The sequence below is a fragment of the Candidatus Taylorbacteria bacterium genome, from assembly GCA_039934295.1.
GTDB lineage: Bacteria > Patescibacteriota > Minisyncoccia > Phycocordibacterales > HO2-43-120 > HO2-43-120.
This window is the reverse complement of sequence record JBDTMN010000010.1, coordinates 1-25,095: the sequence shown is the minus strand read 5'-3', so window position 1 is coordinate 25,095 and position 25,095 is coordinate 1. Positions and strand designations below refer to the sequence as shown.

Sequence of the window (25,095 nt, the reverse complement as noted above, 5' to 3'; positions counted from 1 at the left end):
GCTCTATTTGTGGAAAGTTCTTAACTCTAAAAACTTCTTACCGTGGCCAAACGTCGTATTTATAGGCACGCCTGCTTTGCATAGAGGGCAATCTTTTGCTTCATAGGTTTTCACTTCAAGTTCTCCGAGTGCAGAAAAAGGCGCTCCAAGAGCCACCTCATTTATTTGGTCAGGATCTTTGTTGACCATTACACAAACTCCAATAACATCTCCGCCGTCCCTCTTTGCGCTCTCAATTGATTTTTTTACCGATCCTCCCGTTGTCACTGTGTCTTCAATTACGAGAATTTTTTTTCCTTTTACGAGAGAGCCGTATCCGCGATTGAAAACCTGGTTATTGTCCGCCGTTTTTTCGGTATACACGCTTAACACTTCTTTCTTTTTCAACTCGGAGAGGTGGAAGGCCACCCATTGGGAAAGAATAATTCCCCCGATTGCCGGACCAACAACTACCTCGACATCTGTGTCTCTATATTTTTCTGCAAACATTTTTCCTATCATGGAAACAACCTGCGTATGCGGAAAAAGAGCATCTTTTGTAATGTAAGTATCCATGTGTCTTCCTGAAGTCCCCACAAAGTGACCGTTCGGCAAAATTGCTCCCACTTTTTTTAAAATTGAAATGATGTCTTGCATTAGTTCAAAATTTTATGATTCTCCATTATTTTCCTGCCTTCAATCACGACTGATTCGACTTTCCCATACGCTTCCCACCCGTCAAATGGCGACCAGCCGCACTTTGTCTCGTATCCGCTCTCGCCGATTCTGTAGGGTTTTTCGGGGTCAAGCTCGATATAGGTGTCTGCGCCTTGAGGAATTTTGAAAATATTTTTTGGATTTTCGTAAAGCCATTTTACCACGTCTCCCACTTTGATTCTTTTTTCTTTTACCGCTTTAAAGAGAAGTCCGACTGCGGTTTCAAGTCCTGGCACGCCATAGGCGGGCGGATCTTTCTCTTTTTCTTCTTTGGTGTGGGGAGCATGGTCGGTCTCAACAATGTCTATTGTACCCTCAATTAGGCCCTTCCAGAGTACTTCCCGGTCCTTAATGCTTCCCAAGGGTGGCTTCATCGTTGCGTATCCTTTCATCTTTTCTCGATCTTTCTCTGTCATAAAAAGATGGTGCGGAGTAACTCCCGCGGTTATCATCTGACCTTTTTTCTTTGCTTGACGAACCATTTCCACTTCGTAGCTTTGCGATATGTGGCAGACATGAATTTTTTTATTGTTCATTCTTCCGAGTTCAATGGCTATTGCAAGCTCATTACCTTCGGCATGAAGGAGAATTGGCTTCGGAGAATTCCACGCCTTAAATACAGCGTTCAGAATTTTTTTATCTTCAATGAGCATTTCCCCAGTCGTGTGATTACAATAGAGTTTCAATCCGAAAACCCGCGGGTTGTTTTTTATGGATTCAAATGTATCCATATTTTTCCCGTTTGTGCCGTAATGGAAACCGACTTCGCACAAAGCTTTTTTTGAAAGCGCGATTTTTTCTTGAAGCCTCTCGAGACTCACGGTAGGAGTCGGATTATTCGGCATATCCAGTATATAGGTGAATCCACCCGCAATCGCCGCGCGCGAGCCCGTATAAAAATCCTCCTTGTGAGTCGCTCCGGGTTCTCGGAGGTGAACATGAGCGTCGATGAAGCTGGGAAATTTATTCAACATGTTACTTTAGCAAAAGTTTCAAAAGTGCCATTCGAATCAACACCCCATAATAGGCCTGCTTGAAGTATACCGCCTTCTCTGATGTGTCCACTTCAGGCAAAATCTCGTCCACTCGGGGCAAGGGGTGCATGATGATTGATTTCGGCTTCATCATTTTCACTTCTTTATTTGAAATGATGAACCGTCCTTTTAACTTCTGATATTCCTCGAGAGACGCGAAGCGTTCTTTCTGGATTCGAGTCTGATACACCACGTCACACTTTGAGATGACGCCCTCGAGGGAAGATGATTCTTCAAAATCCACTTTGTATTTGCGAAGTTCGTCTTTGATATCATCCATCATGCGAAGCTCTTTCGGCGAAACAAAATAGATACGAACATTTTTGTATTTTCGAAGCAGATAACAAAGCGAGCGCACCGTCCGGCCGTTTTTGAGGTCTCCCACCATGGCAATGGTGATTCCGTCTATTTTTTTGAGCTCTTTTAGTATCGTGTAGAGGTCGAGAAGCGCCTGGGTCGGATGTTGTCCCGCGCCATCTCCGGCATTCACAACGGGAACAGAGGAGACGAGCGAAGCTCTTTTTGCCGCACCCGCTTCGGGATGGCGGAGCACAATCACGTCCGCGTAATGATTGATGACCTTAATCGAGTCTTCGAGCGTTTCTCCTTTTGCAGCCGAGGAAAATTCTTTGGCATTTTCGGTGGTTATCACGGAGCCGCCAAGGCGCAACATCGCTGACTCAAAAGAAAACCGAGTGCGAGTGCTCGGTTCATAGAAAACAGATGCCATTATTTTCCCCCTCATCGAATTATCTTTCTTTGCCGACAATTTATCCGCTAAAGAGAAAATTTCCGAGAGAATCGAGGGGTTAAACTGCTGTGATTCTACGATATGCTTCATGTCCCATTTTTACCTACGAGTCTTCGAGTAGCTGTTAAAATGAGGACCCCGCTGACAAGCGGAGTTGGAGGTTGAACTCCACTCCAATGGAAAGCTCGATTCCTCCCGTTATAAATTCGTAAGTTCCATATATCCTATATTAAAAATGTCCAAAACAAAAGCGCGATAAAAATTCTATAAACTCCGAAAGAAATAAACGAATATTTTTTAATAAATGTCAGAAGGAATTTTATGGAGAAGACCGCAACCGTAAATGACAAAATGAAGCCCAAAAACAACACGCCAATTTCAGAATGAGTGAATAAACTCCAATTTTTCACCAAATCAAGTCCGGTAGCGGCAAGCATTGTAGGAAGTGCCAGAAGAAAAGAGAACTCGACTGCGCTTTTCATGCTTAACCCCAAAAACCGCCCTCCTAAAACCGTGGTAGCCGATCTTGAAACTCCTGGAATAATTGCGACAGACTGGGCGAGACCTACAAGAAAAGCCTGTTTGTATGTGAGGGTCTCTAGATTTTGCTTCTGCTCTTCTTCTCTTTTTTTCAATATCAGCTCAAAAATAATAATAAGAACTCCGCCGATTCCGAGTGCAAAGAGAACGACAGATTCATTTCCGAGGAGATTCTTTTTGATAAAGGAATAGAAGAGTAGCCCGAGAAGTGCGGTCGGAATAAACGCGACAACCAATTTTTTTATCATCGAAAGCTTCAAGAGATACGATTTCCCATAGAGAAAAATCACAGAGAGAACCGCTCCAAGTTGGATAGCTATCTCAAAGCTTTTTAAAAAATCGGTTTGAGAAAGTCCCAGGATATGACTCGCTAAAATAAGATGACCAGTCGAAGATATCGGAAGAAATTCGGTGATTCCTTCGACTATACTTAGAATTATTACTTGAAAAATATCCATACAATCACACTAAAGTAGTTTAATCGACTGGGCGACCTTTTTAATATCTGCAATCGCCCTCGGGTCGGCGCCTTTTGATACAAACGCCTGCAAAACAACCTTTTTCATGCCCTTAAATACGGTATGCTCGAGCACCATGGAAGTCTTACCATCTTTTTCATATTCGCCTTTGAACTCCAAACTAAACATCCCCCCTGCCTCTTCTTTCTTTACCGACAGCGGGTCAAGTTTCCACCCCTTCACTTTCTCCCAGACTTCTTTCCTCGACTGAACATACGTATTCGCTTTTTTAGGTATTTCTATAAACGTTTCGGGATGTGAATTTCCTATTACTGGATAGATAATAAAAGTGTCGTTGTTCTTGTTGAAGTAACATTTCACTTTCTGCTTAGAGAAAAATTCGTTCATGAAGTTCGTGTACCAGGGAACTTCGGAATCGGCAAATGAGAGCGCGAAAAATTTGAAAACGTATTCCTTCTTTCTTACCCTGTCGCTCCAAATAATATCAATCAGCCATTTTGCAACCGGATTCTTGATGGAATGCCCGACTTTTCCAAAATAAATATCCTGCACCTCGATACTTCCACGCTTTTTTTCATCTCTTTCCATTGCGCTATAGTATCTCATTTATTTTTTAACCGCTATGTCAAGGTTTAACCTTGACATTTTTCACGACGTTTCGGCACTTTCGGAGCGACCTGTGTCTTCGGACACTGGTTCGGAAACGGAAGGAATAGCTTCAGATGGAGAAGACTCTGTTTCAGCAGACGATTGCGGAATAGATGGAGTCAAAATTTCGGAAGGGGCCGAAGGATTTTCGCCCTCGTCTGACGTGGTAGTTGAGGTGTCGCCCTCAGATTGTTCCGCAGATATCTCGGTCGTAGTTGTCGATGTAGTCGCATCCGCAGACTCATTGGAAGACTCTTTTGGGAGAGAATCGGAAGAATTCGATGTATCCGGAGAATCGACTGTCGGAGGTATTGAAATTGGCGCGGTCGAAGTTGCCGAGTTGCACGAACCCGCTCGCTTATCCCAATCTCCATTCTTGATGATGACGCAATACACCGAGCCTGTTGCCGCATCAGTCATCTCCAGCCCCTTCGTCACCTCTGCGGTTTCGGTTTTCAAGGTCTGCGTCTCCACGTGAGTGAAGACTGCCAAAGTGGCAGTGATTTTGGTGAGAGCCCATTCGCCCGCCGACTGCACAAGCTCTTGCACAGCAGAAGCAACTCGAGTGATGAACGATGGGGATGATGAAGCGAGGGTGTCGGCAGTTGAAGAAGCAATAAGGAGAGCGGTTGAGGAAGCGATGGATGTTATGAAGGTGGAGCTTGCGGTGAGGGTAGAGGCAAGCGTAGAGGGTAGCGCGGAGTCGAGAGTGAGGAGTGATGATGCTAGATTTTTGGTAGTACTTGCGATATCGGCAATCTTAGAGTCAAGAGAGCTGAAGTTTTCGTTCACTTTCTTGTCAGTTGCGTCAAGAGCTAAAGCTAGACTCGAAACTGTCTGGTGAGATGTAGAGAGGGAAGAATTCAAAAGTCCGACGTTCGTTGAAAGTGACTCTGCGGTTGTGGAGGCGAGAGAAGCGAGGGAGGTGTTGCGTTCTTTTAGCTCCTTGATGGCCTCGATTGAAAGCATCTGCAAACCAACTCCGTAGCTCACTGTCTTGTACCCTTGGCTGTCTTCCCCTACGAGTTCTGGAAAGATATTTTGCACATCATCCGCGATGAGTCCCGATACTCTGCTTGTGCCAAAACCACGATCAGGGAATTCATCATTTCTCCAAGAGTAAGAGACGGGTTGCAATTGTGTAAACTTATCCAAAACGCTAGTGAAAGGAATGATGTCTTTTTTTAATCTGATGTCGGAAGAACAAGAACCAACTAGAGCTGCGCCACCAAATCCTTGGAGACATCCGTTGGTTCCGGAGGTGCCCACTCGAATGTCTCCGACGACTACGAGTTTGTTTGTGCTGGGATTCGTCGTCCCGATACCAATGTTGCCTGCATCCGTAATTCTCATTCTCTCTCCTCGAGTAGTTGAACCAGCAGGAGTTGTTTCAAAAGTCATATATGTACCATTGGCAGTTGAAGTCCAAGTTTGTGACGCTTTCATACCAAAAAATGCTTTATTGTAGTTGTACATAGTCACAGTATTGTATCCTCCCGCTCCAATACTAAAGAGATTATCGTCAGCTTGTGGCACTGCTGGAGTTCCTGATGTTCCTCTTGCTTTCAATCCCAAAATACCTCCGGATATTGTATCGTTTATAAATATTTCTGTAAGCATACTTACATTTGAAGTACCTGAAAGAGTTAGCTGCTGTTGAGGAGCAGAAGTTCCAATCCCTACGCTGCCGGTCACTCCATCAATTACCATCCTCGGATTGAAGATTGACCCGTCAGTAGACTGAAATTGTAATGTCTTAGTGCTTGGGAAAGACATTATAAGACTTCCTGAGGTACCCCCAACCCCTACGTGTCCAAAGCCCCCTCCAGCACCAGTATTTTGCATATAAACTCCGGCCCCTGGACCCTGAATCAAGAGATCGGGAGTAAACCATGGAGCTGTACCGCCAGAAGCGGAAGAAACTACTAGTTTTGATCCAGGTGTCGTTGTACCAATCCCCACATTCCCCGATGTCGCCAAAAAGATTGACGAAGTCGCGGTCAAGGTTGTTCCATTCGCAGCGAAGTAAGGGAACTGTCCCGTTGTGCCAGAGCCCACTGTGCCCGACCCTCCTCCACCTCCTCCAGTTATACAAGTGATGCCGTCAATTGAAAAACATGAAGCTCGTATTCCACCGGCAAATGTTGAAGTAGCGCTAGAGGAAGTTGCGGTAAATGAACCCGCGAGAGCGTTCGTTCCTAAATCAGATGAGCCGTTTACGGAGAGCGTGCGCCATGGGGAGGTGGTGCCGATGCCGACGTTGCCGGAAGTAGGCGCGAGAATAATATTATTAAATCCTACTTGATTGCCCTGTATTTCTAGCCCTCCTGTTACTGTACTTCTAGCAAAGTCAAAACCATTTGTCCCCACCGAGCTTGAGAGGCGCAAAATAGAAGTATCAGAAGATATCTGGAGTTTTGCCGATGGCGTAGTGGTGCCTATGCCGATGTTGCCTGCATCCGTAATTCTCATTCTTTCTGCTCGAGTAGTTGAACCATTAGGAGTTGTTTCAAAAGTCATATATGTACCATTAGCAGTTGAAGTCCAAGTTTGTGAAGCTTTCATACCAAAAAATGCTTTATTGTAGTTGTACATAGTCACAGTATTGTATCCTCCCGCTCCAATACTAAAGAGATTATCGTTAGCTTGTGGCACTGCTGGAGTTCCTAATGTTCCTCTTGCTTTCAATCCCAAAATACCTCCGGATGCTGTATCGTTTGAAAATATTTCTGTAAGCATACTTACACTTGAAGTACCTGAAAGAGTTAGTTGCTGTTGAGGAGCAGAAGTTCCAATCCCGACGTTGCCACTATCTAAAATGGTAAATAAAGGAGTGTCACTTGAATTGGTCGTCTGGAAATTCACGCCTGTTGTGGAACCCGCACCTTTCACGGAAAGTTTTGCGAGAGGAGTAGTGGTGCCAATGCCGATGTTGCCTGTCCTATCAATCCTCATCGCCTCAACACCTGTATTAGATGTTGCTGGATTTGTAATAAAACGAATTACACCACCTCCTTGGGTTCCGTCCTGTGATCCGATAGCCACTATATCCAAAATCCTTTTGACGCTATCACTAGTGTTTTGATACCCATCGAACACACCTTGACTACTAACGTCCCATGTTTTATACCCACTGTTAGCCCTATTGATATTTATGGACAATTGTCCGCTCGGAGTTATAGTACCAATCCCCACATTCCCCGATGATGCGAGAAACAAGGATGACGTGGCCGTCAAAGTCGTGCCATTCGCAGCGAAGTAAGGGAACTGTCCCGTTGTGCCAGAGCCCACTGTGCCCGACCCTCCTCCACCTCCTCCAGTTATACAAGTGATGCCGTCGATTGAGAAGCAAGGTGACGTTATTCCTCCCGCAAATGTTGAAGTGGCGTTAGAGGAAGTTGCGGTAAATGAACCGGCGAGAGCGTTTGTTCCTAAATCAGATGAGCCGTTTACGGAGAGCGTGCGCCAAGGAGACGTGGTGCCAATGCCAATGTTGCCATTCGATAATATTCTCATCCTTTCTGTGTTGTTGGTTGCAAAAAGCATTGGGTTCGCCGCGTTTGTTTTAAGAATCAGATTATTGGTTGCGACCACTTGGGCAGTAGCAAAGTTACTAAGGCCAAAAATCGTGCCGAAATTTGTCCCTGTCCCCTGTAAAATAGACACGCTCGCACTACCACTTCCATAGAGCGATAGTGCGGAATACCCACCAATTCCCGCGTTAGATACCTCAATGCCTCCGATACTCGTGTTGTTGGCTTTTACAACAAGTGCCGTTCCTGAAAACACAGGACTTCCATAACCGCCTACATCAAGAAGAGCTTGAGGACTCACCGTTCCAATCCCAACTCTCCCATTCTGCGCGAGAAAGATCGATGAAGTCGCGGTCAAAGTCGTTCCGTTCGCCGCGTAGTAAGGAATCTGTCCCGTTGTGCCAGAGCCCACTGTGCCCGACCCTCCTCCACCTCCTCCAGTTATACAAGTGATGCCGTCGACTGAAAAACATGAAGCTCGTATGCCTCCCGCAAACGTCGAGGTCGCAGTTGTAGAGGTCGCCGTCAAGTATGCAACGGTCGGAGAAGACGAAGCCGAGAGCGCTCCTGTGCCTCCGCTTGAAAACAGCCAACCCTGTCCGAATGAAGTCGCGCCGGTGCCACCGTTAGCAATACCGAGAGTTCCGGAGACGCTAGCGAGATTCGAGGTAATGTTCAGCGATGAAGTCGCTACAAGGTCATATCCTCCGGATGCATTTCCAAGAAGAAGCTGTCCGAGTGAGGGAGGAGTAGAAGTTCCAGTGCCTCCATAGAGCACTCCGATTGATGTGGTGGCAGAGACTGTGCCGTTATTGGCTTGAAGAGGTCCGTTCAATGCATCAATGGAGAGTCCTCCGTTGAATGTAGCCGCGCCTCCGAAAAGGTTGGAACCATTGAACGTTTGATTGCCGGTGAAGGTGTTGGCCGTGTACGTCTTGGGAATAGTAGTTGAGCCGTTCACGAAAGAATTGACGAGAGTATTGGAAAAGAAAAGATTGGTGGAACCTTGGACGAGATTGTCAGAATTAATGTTGAGAGAAGAAGTTGCAACAGCTCCCACGAGACCGTTCGTGCCAAAGAGAAGTCCGTTCAATGTGTCCAAGGTAGTATTCCCTGTTACGGCAAAGTCTCCACCGATCGTCTGTCCTCCGGTAACGAGAGAGCCGAAGCGAGCAGTGCCATCTACGTCAAGATCAAATTGGGGAGTAGTGGTGCCAATGCCAACATTGCCCGCATTGTAAAATATGTTGGAGCCGGAAGTCAACCACTGCGAATACAGATTTGTTGAGCCTTGGGAAAGATCGTCGGTGGTGAATGTGGACAAGTCAGTTATGCCTCCTCCCCCACCGACGATGCCGAGAGACGAAGTTGCGACAAGGTCATATCCTCCAAGAGCGTTGCCGAGAAGAAGCTGTCCTTGCGAAGGAGAGGTGGAGGTGCCAGTTCCTCCATTTGTGGTGGCAAGGGTGCCATTTAGGGTAAGCGTTCCTGAAGTGGTAATCGGGCCTCCGGTAAAGGAGAGACCTGTTGTGCCTCCGGAAGCATCGAGAGAGGTGAGGGTGCCTCCGCTTCCACTGCTTCCGCCTGAATTTGAATTCGAATTTGAGTTAGAGCTTGAGTTTGAGCGTCTGATACTGTCAAAAATTCGGTCGGTCTGGAGGGATTCGTGGAGAGCAAGACCGTAGAGTTGGTTCTGGAGATTCGTGAAAAGAGCGTCGACGTAGGATTGTGGGACACCTTGCGTAGTGTAGGTGGTGTAGTAGGTAGGGTTTTGGGTGATGTTTGTGGTAGACGGGTTGTTCTGAAAAAGAGAAAAGAGAGGAGAAGGCGTGGGGGAAGAGATGGGCGCAGGCGTGATTTGCACGGTTGGTTTCGGACAATATGCAGGTGTGGCTCCGGGCATGAAGGGGTCGACGAAACATCGAAGTTTCTGCCACCAGTTCAACAGGGTGAGCGAGAGAGAGTCGGTAACTGTAGCGACAGAGTTTGTGACTGAAGCTACGGAGTTCGTGATTGTAGTAATGGAGACATTGGGCTCGCTCTTTTTGGGACAATAGGAGGGAGTGGCCCAGGGAACAAAGGGGTCAATGACGCATCGAAACTTCTGCCACCAGGATAAGCGTGCGGGTTGTGAAGCGGTGTCGGAAAGTGAGATGTCTGCGAGAGCAAGAGGGACAGATGCGAGTGAAGCGTCTGCAAGGGGAAGAGATGCGAGTGAAGAATCGGCAGGAATGTCTTCGGAGAGGACGGTGGAGTTAATTTTTTCTCTCGGATTGTCGAAAGTGCTCACGAAGCTTGCGACAGGAGCTGTTTCGATGATTGCGAGGTGGGAGAGAGTAGTGAATTGATTTTGAAGAGAGACGTAGAGCGCGTTGAGATAGGTTGCGTAAGACTCGGTGACTTCTTCAAGATTGAATTGGGGAACGTAGATTGGGTTTTGGGTGATGGGAGGAGAGGAGAGCGAGAGAGATTGCGGGGAGAGGGCCGCGTCCGCAACGGACGCGGCATAATTACCTTCCCCATTCGCTACATGAATGCCAAGAGGAGAAGGAAGAGCGGTGAGAACACTTGTTAGGTATCCTTCTTGGAGAGAGTAAGAGAAGAGAGAAATACAACAGGTGGCTCCGAATACTAAAAAAGAAAAAATAGTTGAAAAACCCCCGGCCGTATTTTGTAATCGCCTTCGCATAAGCCATATTTTATCATAGAAGCATTGGCAATACTTAAAAAAAGTGGGGATAACCCCGTAGTAGATTTTGGCACCCCTCACATGCGCTTCCCGCAATGCCAAAATTCACTACGGGGTACATCAGAATCGGCTGAATCCTTTATAAAAAAGTCGCCTTCTTCTTTAAAAAAGAAGAAGGCGACATCTTAGATTCCATAATCCCTGCCCGAACGTGCCGTTTCGGTACGGGCGGGCTTGCCCGAACGTGGCTTCCCCGCCCGGCTGCCAGCCCGACAGAGTCATCCGCCCGGACGAAATTCCGTTCGGACGGGTTCTGGCGGAGACATCCGTTCGGACGGGGGTACGGGCGGGCCTGCCCGAACGTGGCTTCGGCACGGGCGGGCGTAATCCAAATTCATCTTCGCTTCAGAGAATGTCTCCCAACGACTAGACCCCCGCAAAATGTATAGCCACATAGAGCACGCCAGCGCCCGCAATGGTCAGAGCCGTCGTCAGGAATTTCGGATGCGCGTGATGGCTCTCCGGAATAAGATCGCTCGCGCCGATATAGAGAAAAAAGCCCGCAAAAAGGGCGAGAATAATGCTCAAGCCCTGCTCCGGAACGGCAAAAAAGAGCGTAGAGACGGCGCCCAAAACAGGAGCGACAGCATCGGCAATGAGCCAGCGAAAAGCGTGACGACCTTCGCCTTTATTTTTGAGAATGAGGTTCACAGTATTCACTCCATCCGAAAAATCGTGCGTCAAAACGGCAACTGCCACAATAGCTCCCACCGCTGTCGAAACCTGAAAGGCGAGTCCAATGGCAACGCCATCAAGAAAACTGTGGATGCAAAGACTTCCCGCGCCGAGAATACCCCGATGCGTGTGCGCCTTATGTCCATTTTCATCGCCTTCATCGTGAGCATGAGCGTGAATAAAAACCAACCGGTCAAGAACAAGATACGAGAGAAAACCCAGAGCAGTAATGGCAAGAATCGTTCCGTTTTCGAAAAATGTTTCTCCGAGTTCGAGCGCCTCGGGAATCAGGTCGAAAAAAGCCACAGCAATCACCGCACCGGCGGAAAAACCGAGAATGAGATGGAGCTTGTCCTTAAGCCGAAGCGCGAACAGTCCGCCCAAAAGAGTGAAGACAAATGTGGCGAATGAAATTAAAATAATCATGGAATATTGTTTTGAGTAAAAAGAAAATTGCTCGATATCGCCTTGCTCGAAATCTAAAAATTTTTACTTCCCCCGCGTTGATGATTTGTGAGAATATCCTCTATCTCCATCAGTCGATTATATTTGCATACCCGCTCACCACGGATTAAGTCCCCAGATTTTATATACGGGCATGAAAGTCCGACTGCGAGGTCCGCGATGAAGGTATCCGTTGTCTCACCCGAACGATGAGACACGAAAGGCGTCCAGCCCTGCTTTTTAGTCAATTGAATGGCATCTAACGTCTCCGAAAGTGTTCCGATTTGATTGAGTTTTATGAGCACGGAATTTATGGCTTTTTTCTCAATGGCAGTCTGTATTCTCTTCACATTCGTCGTCGTCAGGTCGTCCCCGACGATTTGAATTTTTTCTCCCATCTTTTTCATTTGATCGGTGAACCCCTGCCAGTCATCTTCGGCAAAGCCGTCCTCAATCGAAATTAAGGGGTATTTTTCAACCAATGTTTCGTACCACCGAATCATTCCTTCACTCGTTTCACTTTTTTTCTTGCCGTCAATTTTCAAATGATATTTTTCATCTTTGTAAAAGCTCGAAGCCGCGACGTCAATGGCAAGTTTCGTCTCATCGCTACGATACCCCGCTCGCTCAATCGCACCCATAAGCAATTCAAACCCCTCTTCGTTTGACGAAAGTTTGGGCGCAAAACCGCCCTCATCTCCGACACTTGTCGGATACCCTTTTTCTTCCAGAATTTTTTTAAGCGAAGAGACAATTTCTTCCGCCGCCTGCATTTTTCTTCGGAAGGTATCGAACCCTTGCGGAGCAATCATAAACTCCTGAATATCAAGTCCGCTGTCAGCATGCTTGCCTCCATTTATGACATTCAGCATGGGCTGGGGTAAAGAAAAATGGGTGTTATCCGCGAGCGAGCCTAAATATTCAAAGAGCTCGATTTTCTTTTCTTGCGCGTTCCCCCGTGCAAATGCCAAAGAAACACCGAGAATAGCATTGGCTCCCAAACGAGATTTATTCTCCGTGCCATCAAGCTTCACAAGTGTGTCATCAAGCGTTCTTTGGTCAAATTCGTGTCCCCGAACATTCTCCGCAATTTCGCTCTTCACATTGAGAATTGCCTTCAAGACTCCCAGTCCCTCGTATCTTTTCGCGTCTCCATCTCTAAGCTCAAACGCTTCGTGCACACCGGTGCTCGCGCCCGACGGCACGGATGCGTGAGCTACAACATTCTTTTCCAACTCGCACACCACTTCTAAAGTGGGATGCCCCCTTGAATCAAGAATCTCAAAAGCGTCTAATGATTTAATGATAGGCATAAAAATAGTTCCTGTTATAAAGGGTTCACATGCAAAATACCCTTCATATGTTTTTCCGCCTCAACGACGATTTTCTCCATCATCGTGATTACTTCTATGGGAAACTTTCCGACGGCGGTTTCTTCCGAGAGCATCACCGCGTCAGAGCCTTGGAGTATGGCGTTTGCCACATCGGTTACGTCCGCTCTCGTCGGCGTCACTTTATCCATCATGGAAATAAGCATCTGCGTCGCCGTGATCGAGGGCTTTCCCGCCGTCTTTGCTTTTTGAATTATTTCCGCTTGAGCGAAAGGAATTTGCTCAAGAGGAATTTCTCCGCCCAAGTCCCCTCGCGCCACCATGAGAGCGTCGGAAATCGAGACAATGCTATCGAGATTTTGGAGCGCCTTCTTTCGCTCGATTTTGGACACGACAGGTTGTCTGCCCCCGCATTTTTTGATTACGTCTCTGCACTCCAAAACATCTTTTTCGTCTCCGACAAAAGAGAGAGCGATGTAATCAACTTTTTGGTCGACGGCAAACTGAATACATTTTTTGTCCTCGTCGGTGAGAACTGAAGTCGCTTCCTTATCGTAGGTGTGAATTCCTCCAGTCTGAATCCTAGGTCCCGGCAAATCAAGAAGAATCAGTATCTTTCTTCCCGCGATTTTTCCTGCCTCACGGATAGCCTCAATATATCGCGTGTGCTCATCAAATCCTCCCCAGGACAAATTGAGCCGACCAACATCCATTTGGTGTGAAATCATTTCGGAAAGAACGGGAACGGCTGAACAGGAAGGTCCTATGGTTGCAATTATTTGAGCTTTTGATTTCAAGATAGACATAAAAAGTAGTGTGAGGATACAATTTCACTCGATAAGATTCTCCCCCGTCATTTCTTTCGGCTTCTCTATTCCAAAAAGCGAAAGAATCGTCGGAGCAACGTCCGCCAATCCCCCGTCTTTTAATTTCGCGCCTTCCTTGGTAAGAATGACGGGAACGGGATTGAGTGTGTGTGACGTGTGCTTGAGGCCTGTCTTCGGGTCAATATTCAATTCCGCAGTGCCATGGTCGGCGGTAATTAAAGCTACTCCTCCGGCTTTTAAAAGCGCGGAAATCACTCGCGAAAGCGCCCCATCCAAAGTTTCAATCGCTTTTATAATCGCAGGAACATTCCCAGTATGCCCCACCATATCGGCATTGGCAAAATTTACAAAAATAAAATCTGTGGCTTTCTCGATCTGTCGAATTGCTTCATCCGCGACGCCTTCCGCTCGCATCTCCGGCACCTCATCATACCCGTGAATCTTTACGCCTTTCACTTCCTTGACGCTCGGAATTAAACTATCTTCCTCACCCTCATACGGCTTCTCCCTCCCTCCGTTTAGAAAATAGGTCGCGTGGGCAAATTTCTCCGACTCGGCAACATGCGCCTGCTTCAAAGAGTGCGCCGATATCACCTCTCCCAACGTGTTGGGAAGCGCGATTGCGGGAAACACCACGTCAGTTTTCAAACCTTTGTCGTATTCGGTCATTGTGGCAAAATAGATATTGCTTTTTTTCGCGCGGTCCAAAATGAGTTTCGAAATCATGCGCGCCCTGTCCGGCCTGAAATTAAAGAAAAAGATTCCGTCATTTTCTTTTATTCCACACGTATTATTTTTCTCATCTAGGCAGACGATGGGCTCGATTACATTGTCATCAATATGTTTTTTCTCATACAGTTCATCTATGTAGAGCGCGCCATCTTTGGGACTGCACACTGCGCCTTTGCATTCAAAAATCGCCTCCTCCGCCCTTTTTACTCTGTCCCAATTGTTGTCACGGTCCATTGCATAGTATCTCCCCGTAATCGTGGCGATAAAACCTAAACCGAGCTTGTCGAGAAAATCCTGCAACTCGCGGATATATCCTGCGGCGGATTGAGGAGGAGTATCGTGTCCGTCGGTAAAAACATGAATGGCGACTTTTGCGATTCCTGCCTCCTTGGCGGCGCGCAAAAATGAGTAGAGGTGGTCGGTATGGCTGTGAATGCCTCCGGGACCGAGCATCCCCTGAACATGCAAGACTGAATTATTTTTTTTCACATGTTCAAAAAGCCGTTTGAAGCTCGGGCTTCTCCCATATTCTCCGCTCGCTATCGCTCGAGAAATGCGAGACAGGTCCGATTCCGGAATCCTCCCCGCGCCGATTACATGATGCCCGGTCTCGGAGTCGCCCATTTGACCCATGGGCAAACCGGCATACTTTTCGGAAGCTTGGAGGAGCGCATGGGGGTATTTCAGCAACAGCGAATCAAAAAACGGCTTCTTGGCGGAAGCAATCGCATTATTTTTCTTGTCTTCGCGGTAACCCCAGCCGTCAAGCACAATGAGACATATGATTTTTTTATTTTCCATTTTTTTCTTCTCTCTTTTCATACTAACACCTTAAACCTTACACCTGCCCTCTTTTCAGACGTTACACTCTTTTCAGTACACTGGATTGAGGGCTTTCCCCGTTTCAAAAAAGCTCACAATATTTTCCGCAACTGAAATGGCCATAGCGTCCCTTGCCGACTGTCGAGCAGAAGCGATGTGCGGAGTGAGAATAACATTTTGAAGTTTCGACAAACCCCTCGCAAGCTTCGGCTCAAATTCAAACACGTCGAGTCCCGCTCCCCTAATTACTTTGTCTTTGAGAGCTCTCACAAGTGCCACTTCATCTACCACTCCCCCGCGAGAAGTGTTCACGAGAAGCGCGGTGGGCTTCATCATTTTTAAATGATTTTCGTTAATAAGATGGCGCGTCGAATCATTGAGTGGGACGTGAAGCGTAACCACGTCGCTTCTTTTTAAGATTTCCTCGACTGTGGGGACAAACTGGGCCGAGTCATTTCTTTCAATCGCTTCATTTCTTTTTATATCATAATACAAAATGTCCATGCCGAAACCTTTATGCGCCATCGAAGCCACTATTTCTCCAATTTTTCCCGTGCCGACAATACCCAGCGTTTTGCCATGCACGTCCTCCCCAATAAAAAGCTCCGGTCTCCAGCCACGAAACTTCCCTTCCCTCATAAATCGATCGCCCTCAACGATTCTTGTCGAGAGCGCGAAGATGAGCGCCATCGCATGCTCGGCGACAGGATAGCTCGAGGAACCGGCGGCGTTAGTAACCATAATTCCGCGCGCTTTCGCCTCTGTAAGGTCAATATTATCAAAACCAACTGCGTAGTTGGCAAAAATCTTCGCTTGAGGCGCGACGTCAAACACGTCTCGGTTAATTGGGTCTGTGGGAAGCGTGACTACCGCATCGTAAGGCTTATATTTAAGATACTTAATTATCTCTTTAGAGGTAGGCGGGTCAATCCACTTTCCTATGTCCACTTCGTATCCGCGGTCTTTGAGTCTATTGATTCCTATTTCGGGAATTCTTCTTGTGATGAAAATTTTTTTTGTCATACGCTCTCATCTTAACAGTTTTCCGCGCCGATTGCCTCCCCAACATTTTTGAAACCATCTCTTTTCAAGAGTTCTACTAATCCTCGATTGATTTCGCTCACCACCTGCGGACCTTCAAAAATCATTCCCGTTATCATCTGCACCAGAGACGCGCCGAGTTTAATTTTCCTGTATGCGTCTTCTGCGCTTCTTACCCCACCGGAACCGATGAGCACGAACCGAGCGCCTTCTTTTTTGTAGACATAAGCGAGCAATTTATCGGACAAATCTTTTACCACTTTCCCGCTTATTCCGCCGACTTCAGGAACATTCTCATCAACAATTTTTGGATTGCTTCTTTTTTTTGTCAAATTTGTACAAATAATTCCATGGATTCTGTGCTTGCGGGCAACATCGAGGAGAGCGCCAATCTCGCTATGTGACAAATCAGGCGAAAGTTTTATGAAAATAGGTTTTTGAGTCGGAATCTCATCGAGAATATCAAAAAGGTAGTCGAGCTTATGCGGAGCAATGAAAGGCTGTCCCGCGTCTGTGTTCGGACAACTGATGTTTACCGTTACGTAATCCCCCAATGATTCCATTACCTTAAAGGCCTTCGCAAAATCTTCAACTCCATTTTTCAAGCACACATTTTCTTTGCAGTTCGTCATGGCAATACTCACGCCGATTGGAATTGTCGAATGCTTTTCCTTGAGTCTTTCTGCTACCGCCTCGCATCCGTCATTTTTCAAACCATAGTACACTACGAGACTTTCGGATTTCGGAAGCCTCCACAGTCTTGGCTTCGGATTCCCGAGGCAGGGCTCCCCCGTAATCGAGCCGACTTCGGCAAAGCCGAAACCAACCGAGGGCAGTATGTCCGTCAATTGAGCATTTTTATCAAAGCCGGCGGAGAGGCCCACGGGATTTTTGAATTTAATTCCCAGAATTTCTTGGTTCAGCATCGCATTTTCATAGCCAAAGAGCCCGGAAGTAATTTTCCTTCCCAACGCGAAATGGCCAAGACTCACACCGAGCCCAGTCATGCGGTCGTGGACGGCTTCGGGATCCCGTCGGAAAAATACCGGCTTAAGGACATTCTTATACAACGTGTGAGAAATACTGTTTCTCAATTTGATACTGCTGTCTTTGATTGAAGTTGTGTTACTCATAGATTGATAGTAACTCTGTTTGGTATTAAGAAAGGGGTTGGGGATGTTCTCTGTATAAATACAACCCTCACTAGTAAGTTTCAAACTAGTGCAACTAGTATACCACGACTACAAATAGCAAAACCAGTTGTGAACAGTTGAAAAAAACTAGCAATCGAGCTATGCTCATCCGTTCTTTATTCGCTCTGATTTGAGAAAAACCCGAGAAATGTCATAGGGTCAATAGAAATACCTTTTATCTTTACGCTTATATGCAAATGCGGAGCTTCTGCGTACCCAGTCTCCCCGCTCGCACCTATTACCTGTCCTCTTGTGACCGTGTCCCCATTCTTCACATTGATTTTAGAGAGGTGCATATAGAGAGTGGCGACACCAAGCCCGTGGTCAATAACGATAGTGTTCCCATATACCGTGAACTGCCTCGCTAGACGCACGACACCTGCGTTCATTGCCATCACCTTGGTGCCCTCGACGGCGCGAAAATCCGTTCCTTTGTGTACTATTGTTTGCCCGACCGTATCGCGATTGTAGCCGTACGGGTCAGTAACAAAAACATCGTCGAGAGGAAACTGAAAAGCGTTTTTCCACAAAATTGCCTCCGTCGTTTCTATGTCTGCAAGAACGGCATTTTCAATCGCCAAATTTGTGACAAGCGCCTTCCCCGCCTCTTTCGTATTGCCTCCCAACTTTTCCGGAATGCCTACCGGCCTTTCTATCTTCGCTCGGGGCGCTATCGCCACGGAAGTTGTAGCAATCTGCCCATCCGTGAAAATTACTTTCACCTCATGAAGCAAATTTGTTTCGGAAAAGTTTATGGCAGAGAGTCCTCGAGGCTTGCCTTCATATTCAAAAACCGAAATTTTCTGTTTGTCGAAAAATAATTCTTTGACAGTCTCGGGAGAGTCAATGGTGATAAAAACTGGGTCGCCCGGATAAATTTTCTCTGGTCTAATGGATATGTGGGTTACGGGTTTTGCTTTTTGTGTCTCGTAAGCCGTGGGAGAAACGGTAGCCACAAGACGAGTTTCCGAAACTATTTTTTCGGTAAAATTTATTTTGTAAAGCAAAACTGATGAAACGACAGCCACCAAGCAAAGACATGCAAGCAAAATTTTTTTCATGTTAATCAGAGGTTGTGTTGGAGCAAGTTTCCAAATTTGAAAAAGCGCGATTCCTGCTTGTCATTTGTTTATGATTTATTTCCTGCCAGTTCTTTTTTCGGATTCACCTTTATCTAATTCTTTACCTGACCAACGTCCAATTCGAGTCGTGCAATCTTGACAATCTATTTCGCTTACACCATCGTAATGTTCCGGGTGCATCATATCGTACTCAACCATAATAATATTTTCACTTCCGCACTTTTTACATTTCTCTTTTCCATATATCTTTATATTTAACTTTTAATTTTTATTTATTTTGCATGGCATCCATAAGCCGGAAATTTAAATACAGGTGATATGTACCTGATTTATACTCACGCAATAATCCAGCTTTTGTCATTGCCTTCAGATACTTACTAGCAGTAACCCTATGGGTTCCCAATTCTTTGGCTAATTTATTTGGATTAATAACTGGAAAAGAGAATAGTGAGTTAACTAGATCAGCAGAATAAATCGATGAATGTTCAATCTTGAGTATTTTCTTAAATGAATCATAAGCATATTTAGCTGAGAGCAAAACTCGTTTAGTCTCAAAAGCTTGATGATAAAAAGCATCAAGCATAAAAGAAATGTACCCGCCCCACTCACCTGAATAGGTAATTTCACGAAGGTGCTTATAGTAATCACTTCTGTGTTTGATTAAATAACCGCTGATGAACAATGTGGGCAATGGAAGCAAACCCTCCTTAATGAGCTGGAGAACAATGAGAATTCTACCTGTTCTCCCATTCCCATCAGCAAAAGGGTGGATTGCTTCAAATTGATAGTGGGCAATTGCACATTTAATAAGGGGGTCTAAGTGATCGACAGAATTATTGACAAAGTTTTCCCAGTTATACATAAGTCGTGATATTTCAGTTGGAGATGGGGGCGTATACAACTTTTCTCCCAAGGCTCTGTCAACAATATAATTCTGGTCCTTTCGATATTCCTCGGGAAGATGTGGCATCAATTTTTTGTGAACACCTAAAATAAGTCGAGTAGAGATACTTGTCTCGTTCATTTTTTCAAAACCCCAAACAAGCGCGTCACGATATCGCAAAACTTCTTTATCTGCCCCTGAACCTTTTATTTCATCTGACAATAATTGAGTTTGCAGTACATCAACAAGTGTTGTGTGAATATCTTCTATCTCTGAACTGGCAATAGACTCACGTAAAATTGAAGGTGAGATAATAAGCATGGGATTTGTCGGAATAGAATGAAGGTAACCTTTTAATTCTGCGAGTTCAGCCCGAGCCTTAACTAGGGCAGAGGAAAATCTTTCCGCTCTTAAGTCGCTAGTAGGGGGAAGTTTGGGTAAGTCGTCGTATGGATGATTTTTATTGAATGTCATTTTCTATAGATTTATTTAACCAATAAACCATCTTATGTTGACTAGGTTAACATAGTCCATCCAATAAGTCAACTTTTTGATGATAAAGTGACATATAAGCATAAAACCCTTATTTATAAAGCTTTTATAAGCCCTAATTAAAAGCCCCGTTGAGCTATATTGAGGTGACTATTGGGAGTTGGTCACGAGTTACTAAGTCTTTTGACATGAAAAATGTCAAAAGCCAAAGTACTCTCGACCCCGACTCGGCGACAAGCAGAGAAGCTCTCTTGTATACCGCCTCCGTCTTTCAACTCACAATACTCACTCCCAAAATATAATCGCTAAACACTAGCGTCTTTATCTCATTATTTTGGGGTGACTATTGGGAGTTGAACCCAAACTAAGAGCTCCACAAGCTCGTGTGCTACCGCTACACCATAGTCACCATATCAAAAATTACTCGTTAACTTTCGTGAATTTAGATTACCACGTCGAAAAAAAATGGCAATTAGGGAAAATCTAGAGAGTTGGAGAAGAGGTTGTTGACGCCGGTATTGTGGTCGAGCCGGTCATCGTTGGAGAAGATGTGGCTGATATGGGCACCGTGGGTGAGGCGAATATGGTCTGCAATATTTCATCGAAAGTCTTTGATTCAAGTGGAGCATCAACGGTAATATCTTTGTTGAAATCTTTGAAACTTGCCTCACTGTTTACTTGCGATTCCTTACTTTCCGAAAATTCAGTCGCGGGAGATTTGACTGTCGCCTCAAACGTAATTTTGCGAGGCAGACCGTCCTTGGCAATCCACATCTCGACTTTGTGATCGAGAAGCGAGGCAAAACTTTCGTCAAATTTCGTATTTGCGTCTGTCGTGTCTTGCGCGCTCGCGCCCTTCTTGACCAATGACTCGTCGAGCAACTCTTTAAGAAAAGATCGCATCTCGGGATTCAGGTGAAAAACGTAGTAGCTCGTGCTTTCACCATTTAGCGTTTCTTTGCCTTTTTTATCAATAATGAGCCTGTCCACATTTGCGTACTTTTTGTTTATCGCGTCCACATCTTCATTGCTAAGGGGCGCAAATTTATCGGCCTCCGGAAGAACCTTTTCCTTCGAAAGCTCCTCGGCTTCCTTTAAGGGCACCTTAATCCACTGACCCTTAAGAGTATCGAACCCCATTTTTCCAAGGTCACCGAGCGAGGAGACTGGGTCAAGTCTCAAATAGAGAACATTGTCGAGTATCCTCGTATCGAGAGAAACTGTTAATTGTATCGGGCTCGGAGCGACATCACTCGGCTCGAAAGTAGCGGGAGGGGTATAGAACACATCGAGAATCACCTTACCCGTTTCTTTGAATTGATTGACAGCTGGCTTGAAAAAAGCTCCTTCTACGGAAATTTTAACGTCGGTGCCCTCGCTCTTTACCAACAAAAAACCGTCGGCAGTTGCACCCGTGACCTCCGCTAGATTGAAAACTGATTGAAAAATTTTTTTCTCCGGATGAAAATCAAAATATTCGCTAAAATTGTAGTATCCAAATACTGCCCCTCCCGCCAAAAGAAGAAGAATGATGAGCGTTATCAAAAGTCCCTTCCACCTACTTTTGCGAGGTTGCGCGGGCGCGAGATTCATCCGTTGCGAGATTGTCTCTTTCGGAGGAGAGTTTTTCTCGGAGAGAAACTGTCTCGACGTTGGAGGTGGCTCTGTTGCAAAAATTTCTTTCGGCGTAAGATTGTATGCTTCTTCAATGTCGGTTTGCTTCCAGCCGTTCTTTGTGAGCACTCCTCGAATAGCGTCGTCGCCCACACCGCGCTGTTTCGCTCCTTTTATATAATCTAAAAGTTCTGGTGTAACCATAGGTACTATATTACCATGAGATGTCACGCTCTGAAAGAAAAGTTTTCAACAGGTAAAAAACTACTGCGATTTTCTATTCAAAAATTTCTCAATCCACTTCCGCTTTATCGCAGGCAGTGTTTGCACTGAAAGAAAATAGCCGACTGTAGGAACTAACGCATTTAGAAAATAATTTTTTGCGCCTAAAAAATACAAAACAAAAGTCGCAACGACATACGTAATTCCGGTAATGGAAAAAATCCGAAAACTGCTTGTTTCCCAAGCTTTATCTGCCTCTACGCGGAGATTTCGCTCTTTTATGGTTTCAATCTCCTTTTCTAAATTTTGAATTCGCTCTTCCATTTGTGCCCGGGACAGGACTCGAACCTGCATGCCTTTCGGCGCTACCACCTCAAGGTAGTAAGTCTACCAATTTCTCCACCCGGGCATGTGAGTATTATGCAGAAAGACTATCGGAATTTCAATCGTTGTGAAAAAAGAGGCAATGCCTCTTTTTTGATTATTCCGCTTTTTTTTCTGTTACGGCCTCTTTCGGCTCCTCGTTCGGCACCGGCTCCTCATCCTTCACGCTTCTTATATTTCTCATTTCTCGCTGAATTTCTTTCGCGGCTTTTCTTCGAATGTGGTAGAGCTTCGCCTGGCGCACTTTGGCTCTTTTTACAATTTCAATTTTGTCTATGACAGGAGAATACACAGGGAAAATTTTTTCAACCCCTACTCCGCTCGCTATTTTTCTCACGGTAAATGTTCCCCCTGCTTCCTTGCCATGTTTGACGGCAAGCACCAAGCCTTCAAAAAGCTGAAGTCTGACCTTGTCCTTCTCCTTGATTTTCTGCCATACCTTTATCGTGTCCCCTGCTCGGATGTCCCACTTTTTCCTTGCTTCCATATTCACGGGAGAAATGGGAGAAATGGGAGAAATTTTTGCAATTGTTGTTTCCATATGTTCGGACAATCTATCACAGATGTACCATTCGGGCAAATCATGCCATTTCTCCTTGAAAATCATTCGGCTAAAATTAATAAGAAGGAGTCGGTGTATAAACGTCGTATTTTTTCTTAAAATAAAAAATTAGAGTTACTCCAGCAATAAATCCTCCGATGTGTCCTAGATATGCGATGGCTCCCCCTGGATCAAACATCTGGAAAACGAATTGATAAAAAATCATAAGAACAAGAGTTTGAACTTTGAAATACGGAGTGCCCATATCATCTGGTCCAGGTTTGAAAAAATCAAGAATTAAATTTGCACCCATCAATCCAAAAATTGCTCCAGATGCTCCAAGGAGGGCAACCTCGCTTGACTCATTAAATACGTAATAGAATAGCGTTGAACAGATTCCCACTAGAAGATAGAAAATCAAAAATTTTACGGTGCCCAGTCTTTTTTCTATGAAAATGCCCGTCAAAAATAGAAATATCATATTGCTAAGCAAATGTGCCCAACCTACATGCATAAACATTGATGTCATCAGGGTATAAAGATTCTTACCTTGTCCAAATAGAGCAGGGACAAAACTTAAATTTTGCGTCACCTCTGCCTCACGAGGAAAGCAGTCATGTAAAACTTTCTGGCTGTTTAGGCACGTTTTCTTAATGTTATAGATGCAAAAATCTGGATTCCCATGAGGATTGGCGACAGCACATTTTGAGAAATCATCAATAGAAGATACCGCAACACATTCTGGATGATTTTGTTTTAAGCATCCCAATACTTGAGCGTCATTTTCAGGTGATGAAGTGAATCCAAAAATTACGAAAACAATAATGTTGACGACAATTAATCCGAAAGTTCCAATTGATGATTTGATAGAAAATCTCATCCTATATATTCTCAATATAATTTTCTATAGCATAACGCTCCTGGCTCATAGTATCAAGCAAATTGAGAGCACGCACAAAATCCTCGGGCAATTGAGCTTCCACTTTGAGCCGTTTGCCTCCCATGAGCACAAATTCTAGAGAGCAGGCGTGAAGAGCAAGCCGTGTAAATCCGAGTGCGGATTCTTTGCCTTCCGCGTACAGTTTGTCGCAAACAACAGGATGATTGATTGCCTTGAAGTGAACTCGGATCTGGTGGGTTCTTCCAGTTTCGGGCGAAACCTCGACATACGAAAAACCTTTTGATTTTTTGATGACGCGGTAGTTCGTAACCGCTTCCCTCATTTCACCCCGAGCGCCCCTTTGCGCAGTCCATTTTCTGAAATCATTCTTGCTTCTCCCGATAGGTCTTTCGATTTTCCCTTTTTCTTCCTTCATCTCTCCATAGATAAAGGCGTTGTACACTTTTTTTATTTCTCGTCCCTGAAACTGCTTCTTCGCCGAAAGATACGCCTCCTGATTTTTGGCGATGAGCAACACCCCCGATGTTTCCTTATCCAATCGGTGGACAATTCCGGGGCGGTAGATAAGGGTAGACGCATGATTCATGAATTTAGATTCAGGAGAAGAATCGTCTGTATTCTCTTGTCGTGAATCTTGTCTTGAATCGTGAATCATGAATCTAGATTCTATTTTAAGCGGCTCACCAACTTCTTTCATCTCGGGATATTTTTTCAGAATCCATTGAGTTAATGTCTCCTGCTCAGTTTTGCCGTCAGAGTGCACTACTAAACCTGCTGGCTTATTAATCACCAGATAGTTTTCATCTTCAAAAAGAATTCCGATGGAATCAAGAAGTGAAATTTTTTTCACGATACAGCTTAAAAGATAATCTGAAAATCTGTGAAGACACCCTGTGGAGCAGTCGACACTACTTCGACATTTTCGACTTTTGCAAATGCCGGTCCTTTTTTGAGATACGAAACAAGCTCATTGAGTTTATCTTCCTCTCCCTCCCCGATGACACGGACGCTTCCGTCATCGAGATTCCCTACGGTGCCCACGATGCCAAGTTGCTTCGCTTTTCTGTCGGTAAAATAGCGAAATCCCACAAACTGCACCTGCCCAACCACTTTGCACTCGATTCTTTTTTTCATTAAAAAAATTATATGCCAAAAGCTCATATTACGCTATTTTCTTGCGACGTATGTATATTCCTGTTATATTTCCTTCATATATTGCGCGATTAGCTCAGTTGGTAGAGCAACGAATTTACACTTCGAAGGTCGCAGGTTCGAGTCCTGCATCGCGCACAAAAAATTCCCCTGTAATTTTTTGTCGACGCTGAGAAAGTGCTGGGAGTACTTTCGTCAGGACTCGAAGCCCGATTGAGATATTTTTGGAGCTTTCGAAGAAAAATATCCAATTGGGGTACTGACCCTGTAAGGGTCGAGTCCTGCATCGCGCACAAAAAATTCCCCTGTAATTTTTTGTCGACGCTGAG

20 protein-coding genes and 3 tRNA genes are annotated in these 25,095 nt (G+C 45.3%); 1 reads left to right on the top strand and 22 read right to left on the bottom strand.

Features of this window, described 5'->3' with window-relative positions; all coding sequences use genetic code 11:
• Positions 1 to 3: 3 nt before the first annotated feature.
• From ABI430_03605 to ABI430_03500, 22 genes are all read right to left on the bottom strand, one after another.
• Positions 4 to 636, bottom strand: coding sequence for a phosphoribosyltransferase family protein (locus ABI430_03605; GenBank protein ID MEO8637957.1), 633 nt, complete (start codon positions 634 to 636; stop codon positions 4 to 6).
• Complete coding sequence (locus ABI430_03600) at positions 636 to 1,670, bottom strand: dihydroorotase family protein (protein ID MEO8637956.1); 1,035 nt, start codon at positions 1,668 to 1,670, stop codon at positions 636 to 638. Before ABI430_03600 ends, ABI430_03605 begins: the two co-directional genes overlap by 1 nt.
• A 1-nt stretch (position 1,671) precedes the next feature.
• Positions 1,672 to 2,571, bottom strand: coding sequence for an aspartate carbamoyltransferase (pyrB, locus tag ABI430_03595; GenBank protein ID MEO8637955.1), 900 nt, complete (start codon positions 2,569 to 2,571; stop codon positions 1,672 to 1,674).
• A gap of 134 nt (positions 2,572 to 2,705) precedes the next feature.
• Positions 2,706 to 3,479: an undecaprenyl-diphosphatase UppP gene (gene uppP / locus ABI430_03590; GenBank protein MEO8637954.1), complete on the bottom strand. Its 774-nt coding sequence runs from the start codon at positions 3,477 to 3,479 to the stop codon at positions 2,706 to 2,708.
• A 9-nt stretch (positions 3,480 to 3,488) separates the two neighbouring features.
• Entirely contained in the window at positions 3,489 to 4,088 is a 600-nt protein-coding gene (locus tag ABI430_03585; protein ID MEO8637953.1) for a hypothetical protein, read from the bottom strand.
• A gap of 60 nt (positions 4,089 to 4,148) precedes the next feature.
• Positions 4,149 to 10,370 carry a tail fiber domain-containing protein gene (locus ABI430_03580; protein MEO8637952.1) on the bottom strand — a complete coding sequence of 2,074 codons (6,222 nt, stop codon included), beginning with the start codon at positions 10,368 to 10,370 and terminating at the stop codon, positions 4,149 to 4,151.
• Positions 10,371 to 10,796: 426 nt separating this feature from the next.
• Positions 10,797 to 11,531, bottom strand: coding sequence for a ZIP family metal transporter (locus ABI430_03575; GenBank protein MEO8637951.1), 735 nt, complete (start codon positions 11,529 to 11,531; stop codon positions 10,797 to 10,799).
• A gap of 53 nt (positions 11,532 to 11,584) precedes the next feature.
• The gene (gene eno / locus ABI430_03570) at positions 11,585 to 12,862 is read right to left on the bottom strand and encodes a phosphopyruvate hydratase (GenBank protein MEO8637950.1); all 1,278 of its coding nucleotides are present in this window, start codon (positions 12,860 to 12,862) and stop codon (positions 11,585 to 11,587) included.
• Positions 12,863 to 12,876: 14 nt separating this feature from the next.
• Positions 12,877 to 13,686, bottom strand: a complete 810-nt coding sequence (locus ABI430_03565; GenBank protein ID MEO8637949.1) for a pyruvate kinase — start codon at positions 13,684 to 13,686, stop codon at positions 12,877 to 12,879.
• 24 nt (positions 13,687 to 13,710) lie between these two features.
• The gene (gpmI, locus tag ABI430_03560; protein MEO8637948.1) at positions 13,711 to 15,240 is read right to left on the bottom strand and encodes a 2,3-bisphosphoglycerate-independent phosphoglycerate mutase; all 1,530 of its coding nucleotides are present in this window, start codon (positions 15,238 to 15,240) and stop codon (positions 13,711 to 13,713) included.
• Between the two features lie 72 nt (positions 15,241 to 15,312).
• The gene (locus ABI430_03555; protein MEO8637947.1) at positions 15,313 to 16,284 is read right to left on the bottom strand and encodes a D-glycerate dehydrogenase; all 972 of its coding nucleotides are present in this window, start codon (positions 16,282 to 16,284) and stop codon (positions 15,313 to 15,315) included.
• Positions 16,285 to 16,295: 11 nt separating this feature from the next.
• Positions 16,296 to 17,435, bottom strand: coding sequence for a quinone-dependent dihydroorotate dehydrogenase (locus tag ABI430_03550; GenBank protein MEO8637946.1), 1,140 nt, complete (start codon positions 17,433 to 17,435; stop codon positions 16,296 to 16,298).
• A gap of 176 nt (positions 17,436 to 17,611) precedes the next feature.
• Entirely contained in the window at positions 17,612 to 18,556 is a 945-nt protein-coding gene (locus ABI430_03545; protein MEO8637945.1) for a M23 family metallopeptidase, read from the bottom strand.
• Positions 18,557 to 18,845: 289 nt separating this feature from the next.
• Positions 18,846 to 19,934 carry a Fic family protein gene (locus ABI430_03540; protein MEO8637944.1) on the bottom strand — a complete coding sequence of 363 codons (1,089 nt, stop codon included), beginning with the start codon at positions 19,932 to 19,934 and terminating at the stop codon, positions 18,846 to 18,848.
• 353 nt (positions 19,935 to 20,287) lie between these two features.
• Positions 20,288 to 20,361 (bottom strand) — tRNA-His (locus ABI430_03535).
• 74 nt (positions 20,362 to 20,435) lie between these two features.
• Complete coding sequence (locus tag ABI430_03530) at positions 20,436 to 21,770, bottom strand: hypothetical protein (protein MEO8637943.1); 1,335 nt, start codon at positions 21,768 to 21,770, stop codon at positions 20,436 to 20,438.
• 60 nt (positions 21,771 to 21,830) lie between these two features.
• Entirely contained in the window at positions 21,831 to 22,112 is a 282-nt protein-coding gene (locus ABI430_03525) for a hypothetical protein (GenBank protein MEO8637942.1), read from the bottom strand.
• 3 nt (positions 22,113 to 22,115) lie between these two features.
• A tRNA-Leu gene (locus ABI430_03520) sits at positions 22,116 to 22,197 on the bottom strand.
• A 72-nt stretch (positions 22,198 to 22,269) separates the two neighbouring features.
• Complete coding sequence (gene rplS, locus ABI430_03515) at positions 22,270 to 22,713, bottom strand: 50S ribosomal protein L19 (protein ID MEO8637941.1); 444 nt, start codon at positions 22,711 to 22,713, stop codon at positions 22,270 to 22,272.
• A gap of 76 nt (positions 22,714 to 22,789) precedes the next feature.
• Positions 22,790 to 23,593: a rhomboid family intramembrane serine protease gene (locus tag ABI430_03510; protein ID MEO8637940.1), complete on the bottom strand. Its 804-nt coding sequence runs from the start codon at positions 23,591 to 23,593 to the stop codon at positions 22,790 to 22,792.
• A 1-nt stretch (position 23,594) separates the two neighbouring features.
• Positions 23,595 to 24,464, bottom strand: a complete 870-nt coding sequence (locus ABI430_03505) for an RluA family pseudouridine synthase (protein ID MEO8637939.1) — start codon at positions 24,462 to 24,464, stop codon at positions 23,595 to 23,597.
• 8 nt (positions 24,465 to 24,472) lie between these two features.
• Positions 24,473 to 24,748: an acylphosphatase gene (locus ABI430_03500; protein MEO8637938.1), complete on the bottom strand. Its 276-nt coding sequence runs from the start codon at positions 24,746 to 24,748 to the stop codon at positions 24,473 to 24,475.
• A gap of 83 nt (positions 24,749 to 24,831) precedes the next feature.
• Between ABI430_03500 and ABI430_03495 the strand changes: the two genes are divergently transcribed.
• Positions 24,832 to 24,904 (top strand) — tRNA-Val (locus ABI430_03495).
• The last annotated feature ends 191 nt before the right edge of the window (positions 24,905 to 25,095 follow it).

Excerpts from the sequence above, each read along its gene's own strand:
- ABI430_03605 (MEO8637957.1), bottom strand. The coding sequence starts at position 636 with ATGCAAGACATCATTTCAATTTTAAAAAAAGTGGGAGCAATTTTGCCG.
- ABI430_03600 (MEO8637956.1), bottom strand. The coding sequence starts at position 1,670 with ATGTTGAATAAATTTCCCAGCTTCATCGACGCTCATGTTCACCTCCGA.
- pyrB (MEO8637955.1), bottom strand. The coding sequence starts at position 2,571 with ATGAAGCATATCGTAGAATCACAGCAGTTTAACCCCTCGATTCTCTCG.
- uppP (MEO8637954.1), bottom strand. The coding sequence starts at position 3,479 with ATGGATATTTTTCAAGTAATAATTCTAAGTATAGTCGAAGGAATCACC.
- ABI430_03585 (MEO8637953.1), bottom strand. The coding sequence starts at position 4,088 with ATGGAAAGAGATGAAAAAAAGCGTGGAAGTATCGAGGTGCAGGATATT.
- ABI430_03580 (MEO8637952.1), bottom strand. The coding sequence starts at position 10,370 with ATGCGAAGGCGATTACAAAATACGGCCGGGGGTTTTTCAACTATTTTT.
- ABI430_03575 (MEO8637951.1), bottom strand. The coding sequence starts at position 11,531 with ATGATTATTTTAATTTCATTCGCCACATTTGTCTTCACTCTTTTGGGC.
- eno (MEO8637950.1), bottom strand. The coding sequence starts at position 12,862 with ATGCCTATCATTAAATCATTAGACGCTTTTGAGATTCTTGATTCAAGG.
- ABI430_03565 (MEO8637949.1), bottom strand. The coding sequence starts at position 13,686 with ATGTCTATCTTGAAATCAAAAGCTCAAATAATTGCAACCATAGGACCT.
- gpmI (MEO8637948.1), bottom strand. The coding sequence starts at position 15,240 with ATGGAAAATAAAAAAATCATATGTCTCATTGTGCTTGACGGCTGGGGT.
- ABI430_03555 (MEO8637947.1), bottom strand. The coding sequence starts at position 16,284 with ATGACAAAAAAAATTTTCATCACAAGAAGAATTCCCGAAATAGGAATC.
- ABI430_03550 (MEO8637946.1), bottom strand. The coding sequence starts at position 17,435 with ATGAGTAACACAACTTCAATCAAAGACAGCAGTATCAAATTGAGAAAC.
- ABI430_03545 (MEO8637945.1), bottom strand. The coding sequence starts at position 18,556 with ATGAAAAAAATTTTGCTTGCATGTCTTTGCTTGGTGGCTGTCGTTTCA.
- ABI430_03540 (MEO8637944.1), bottom strand. The coding sequence starts at position 19,934 with ATGACATTCAATAAAAATCATCCATACGACGACTTACCCAAACTTCCC.
- ABI430_03530 (MEO8637943.1), bottom strand. The coding sequence starts at position 21,770 with ATGGTTACACCAGAACTTTTAGATTATATAAAAGGAGCGAAACAGCGC.
- ABI430_03525 (MEO8637942.1), bottom strand. The coding sequence starts at position 22,112 with ATGGAAGAGCGAATTCAAAATTTAGAAAAGGAGATTGAAACCATAAAA.
- rplS (MEO8637941.1), bottom strand. The coding sequence starts at position 22,713 with ATGGAAACAACAATTGCAAAAATTTCTCCCATTTCTCCCATTTCTCCC.
- ABI430_03510 (MEO8637940.1), bottom strand. The coding sequence starts at position 23,593 with ATGAGATTTTCTATCAAATCATCAATTGGAACTTTCGGATTAATTGTC.
- ABI430_03500 (MEO8637938.1), bottom strand. The coding sequence starts at position 24,748 with ATGAAAAAAAGAATCGAGTGCAAAGTGGTTGGGCAGGTGCAGTTTGTG.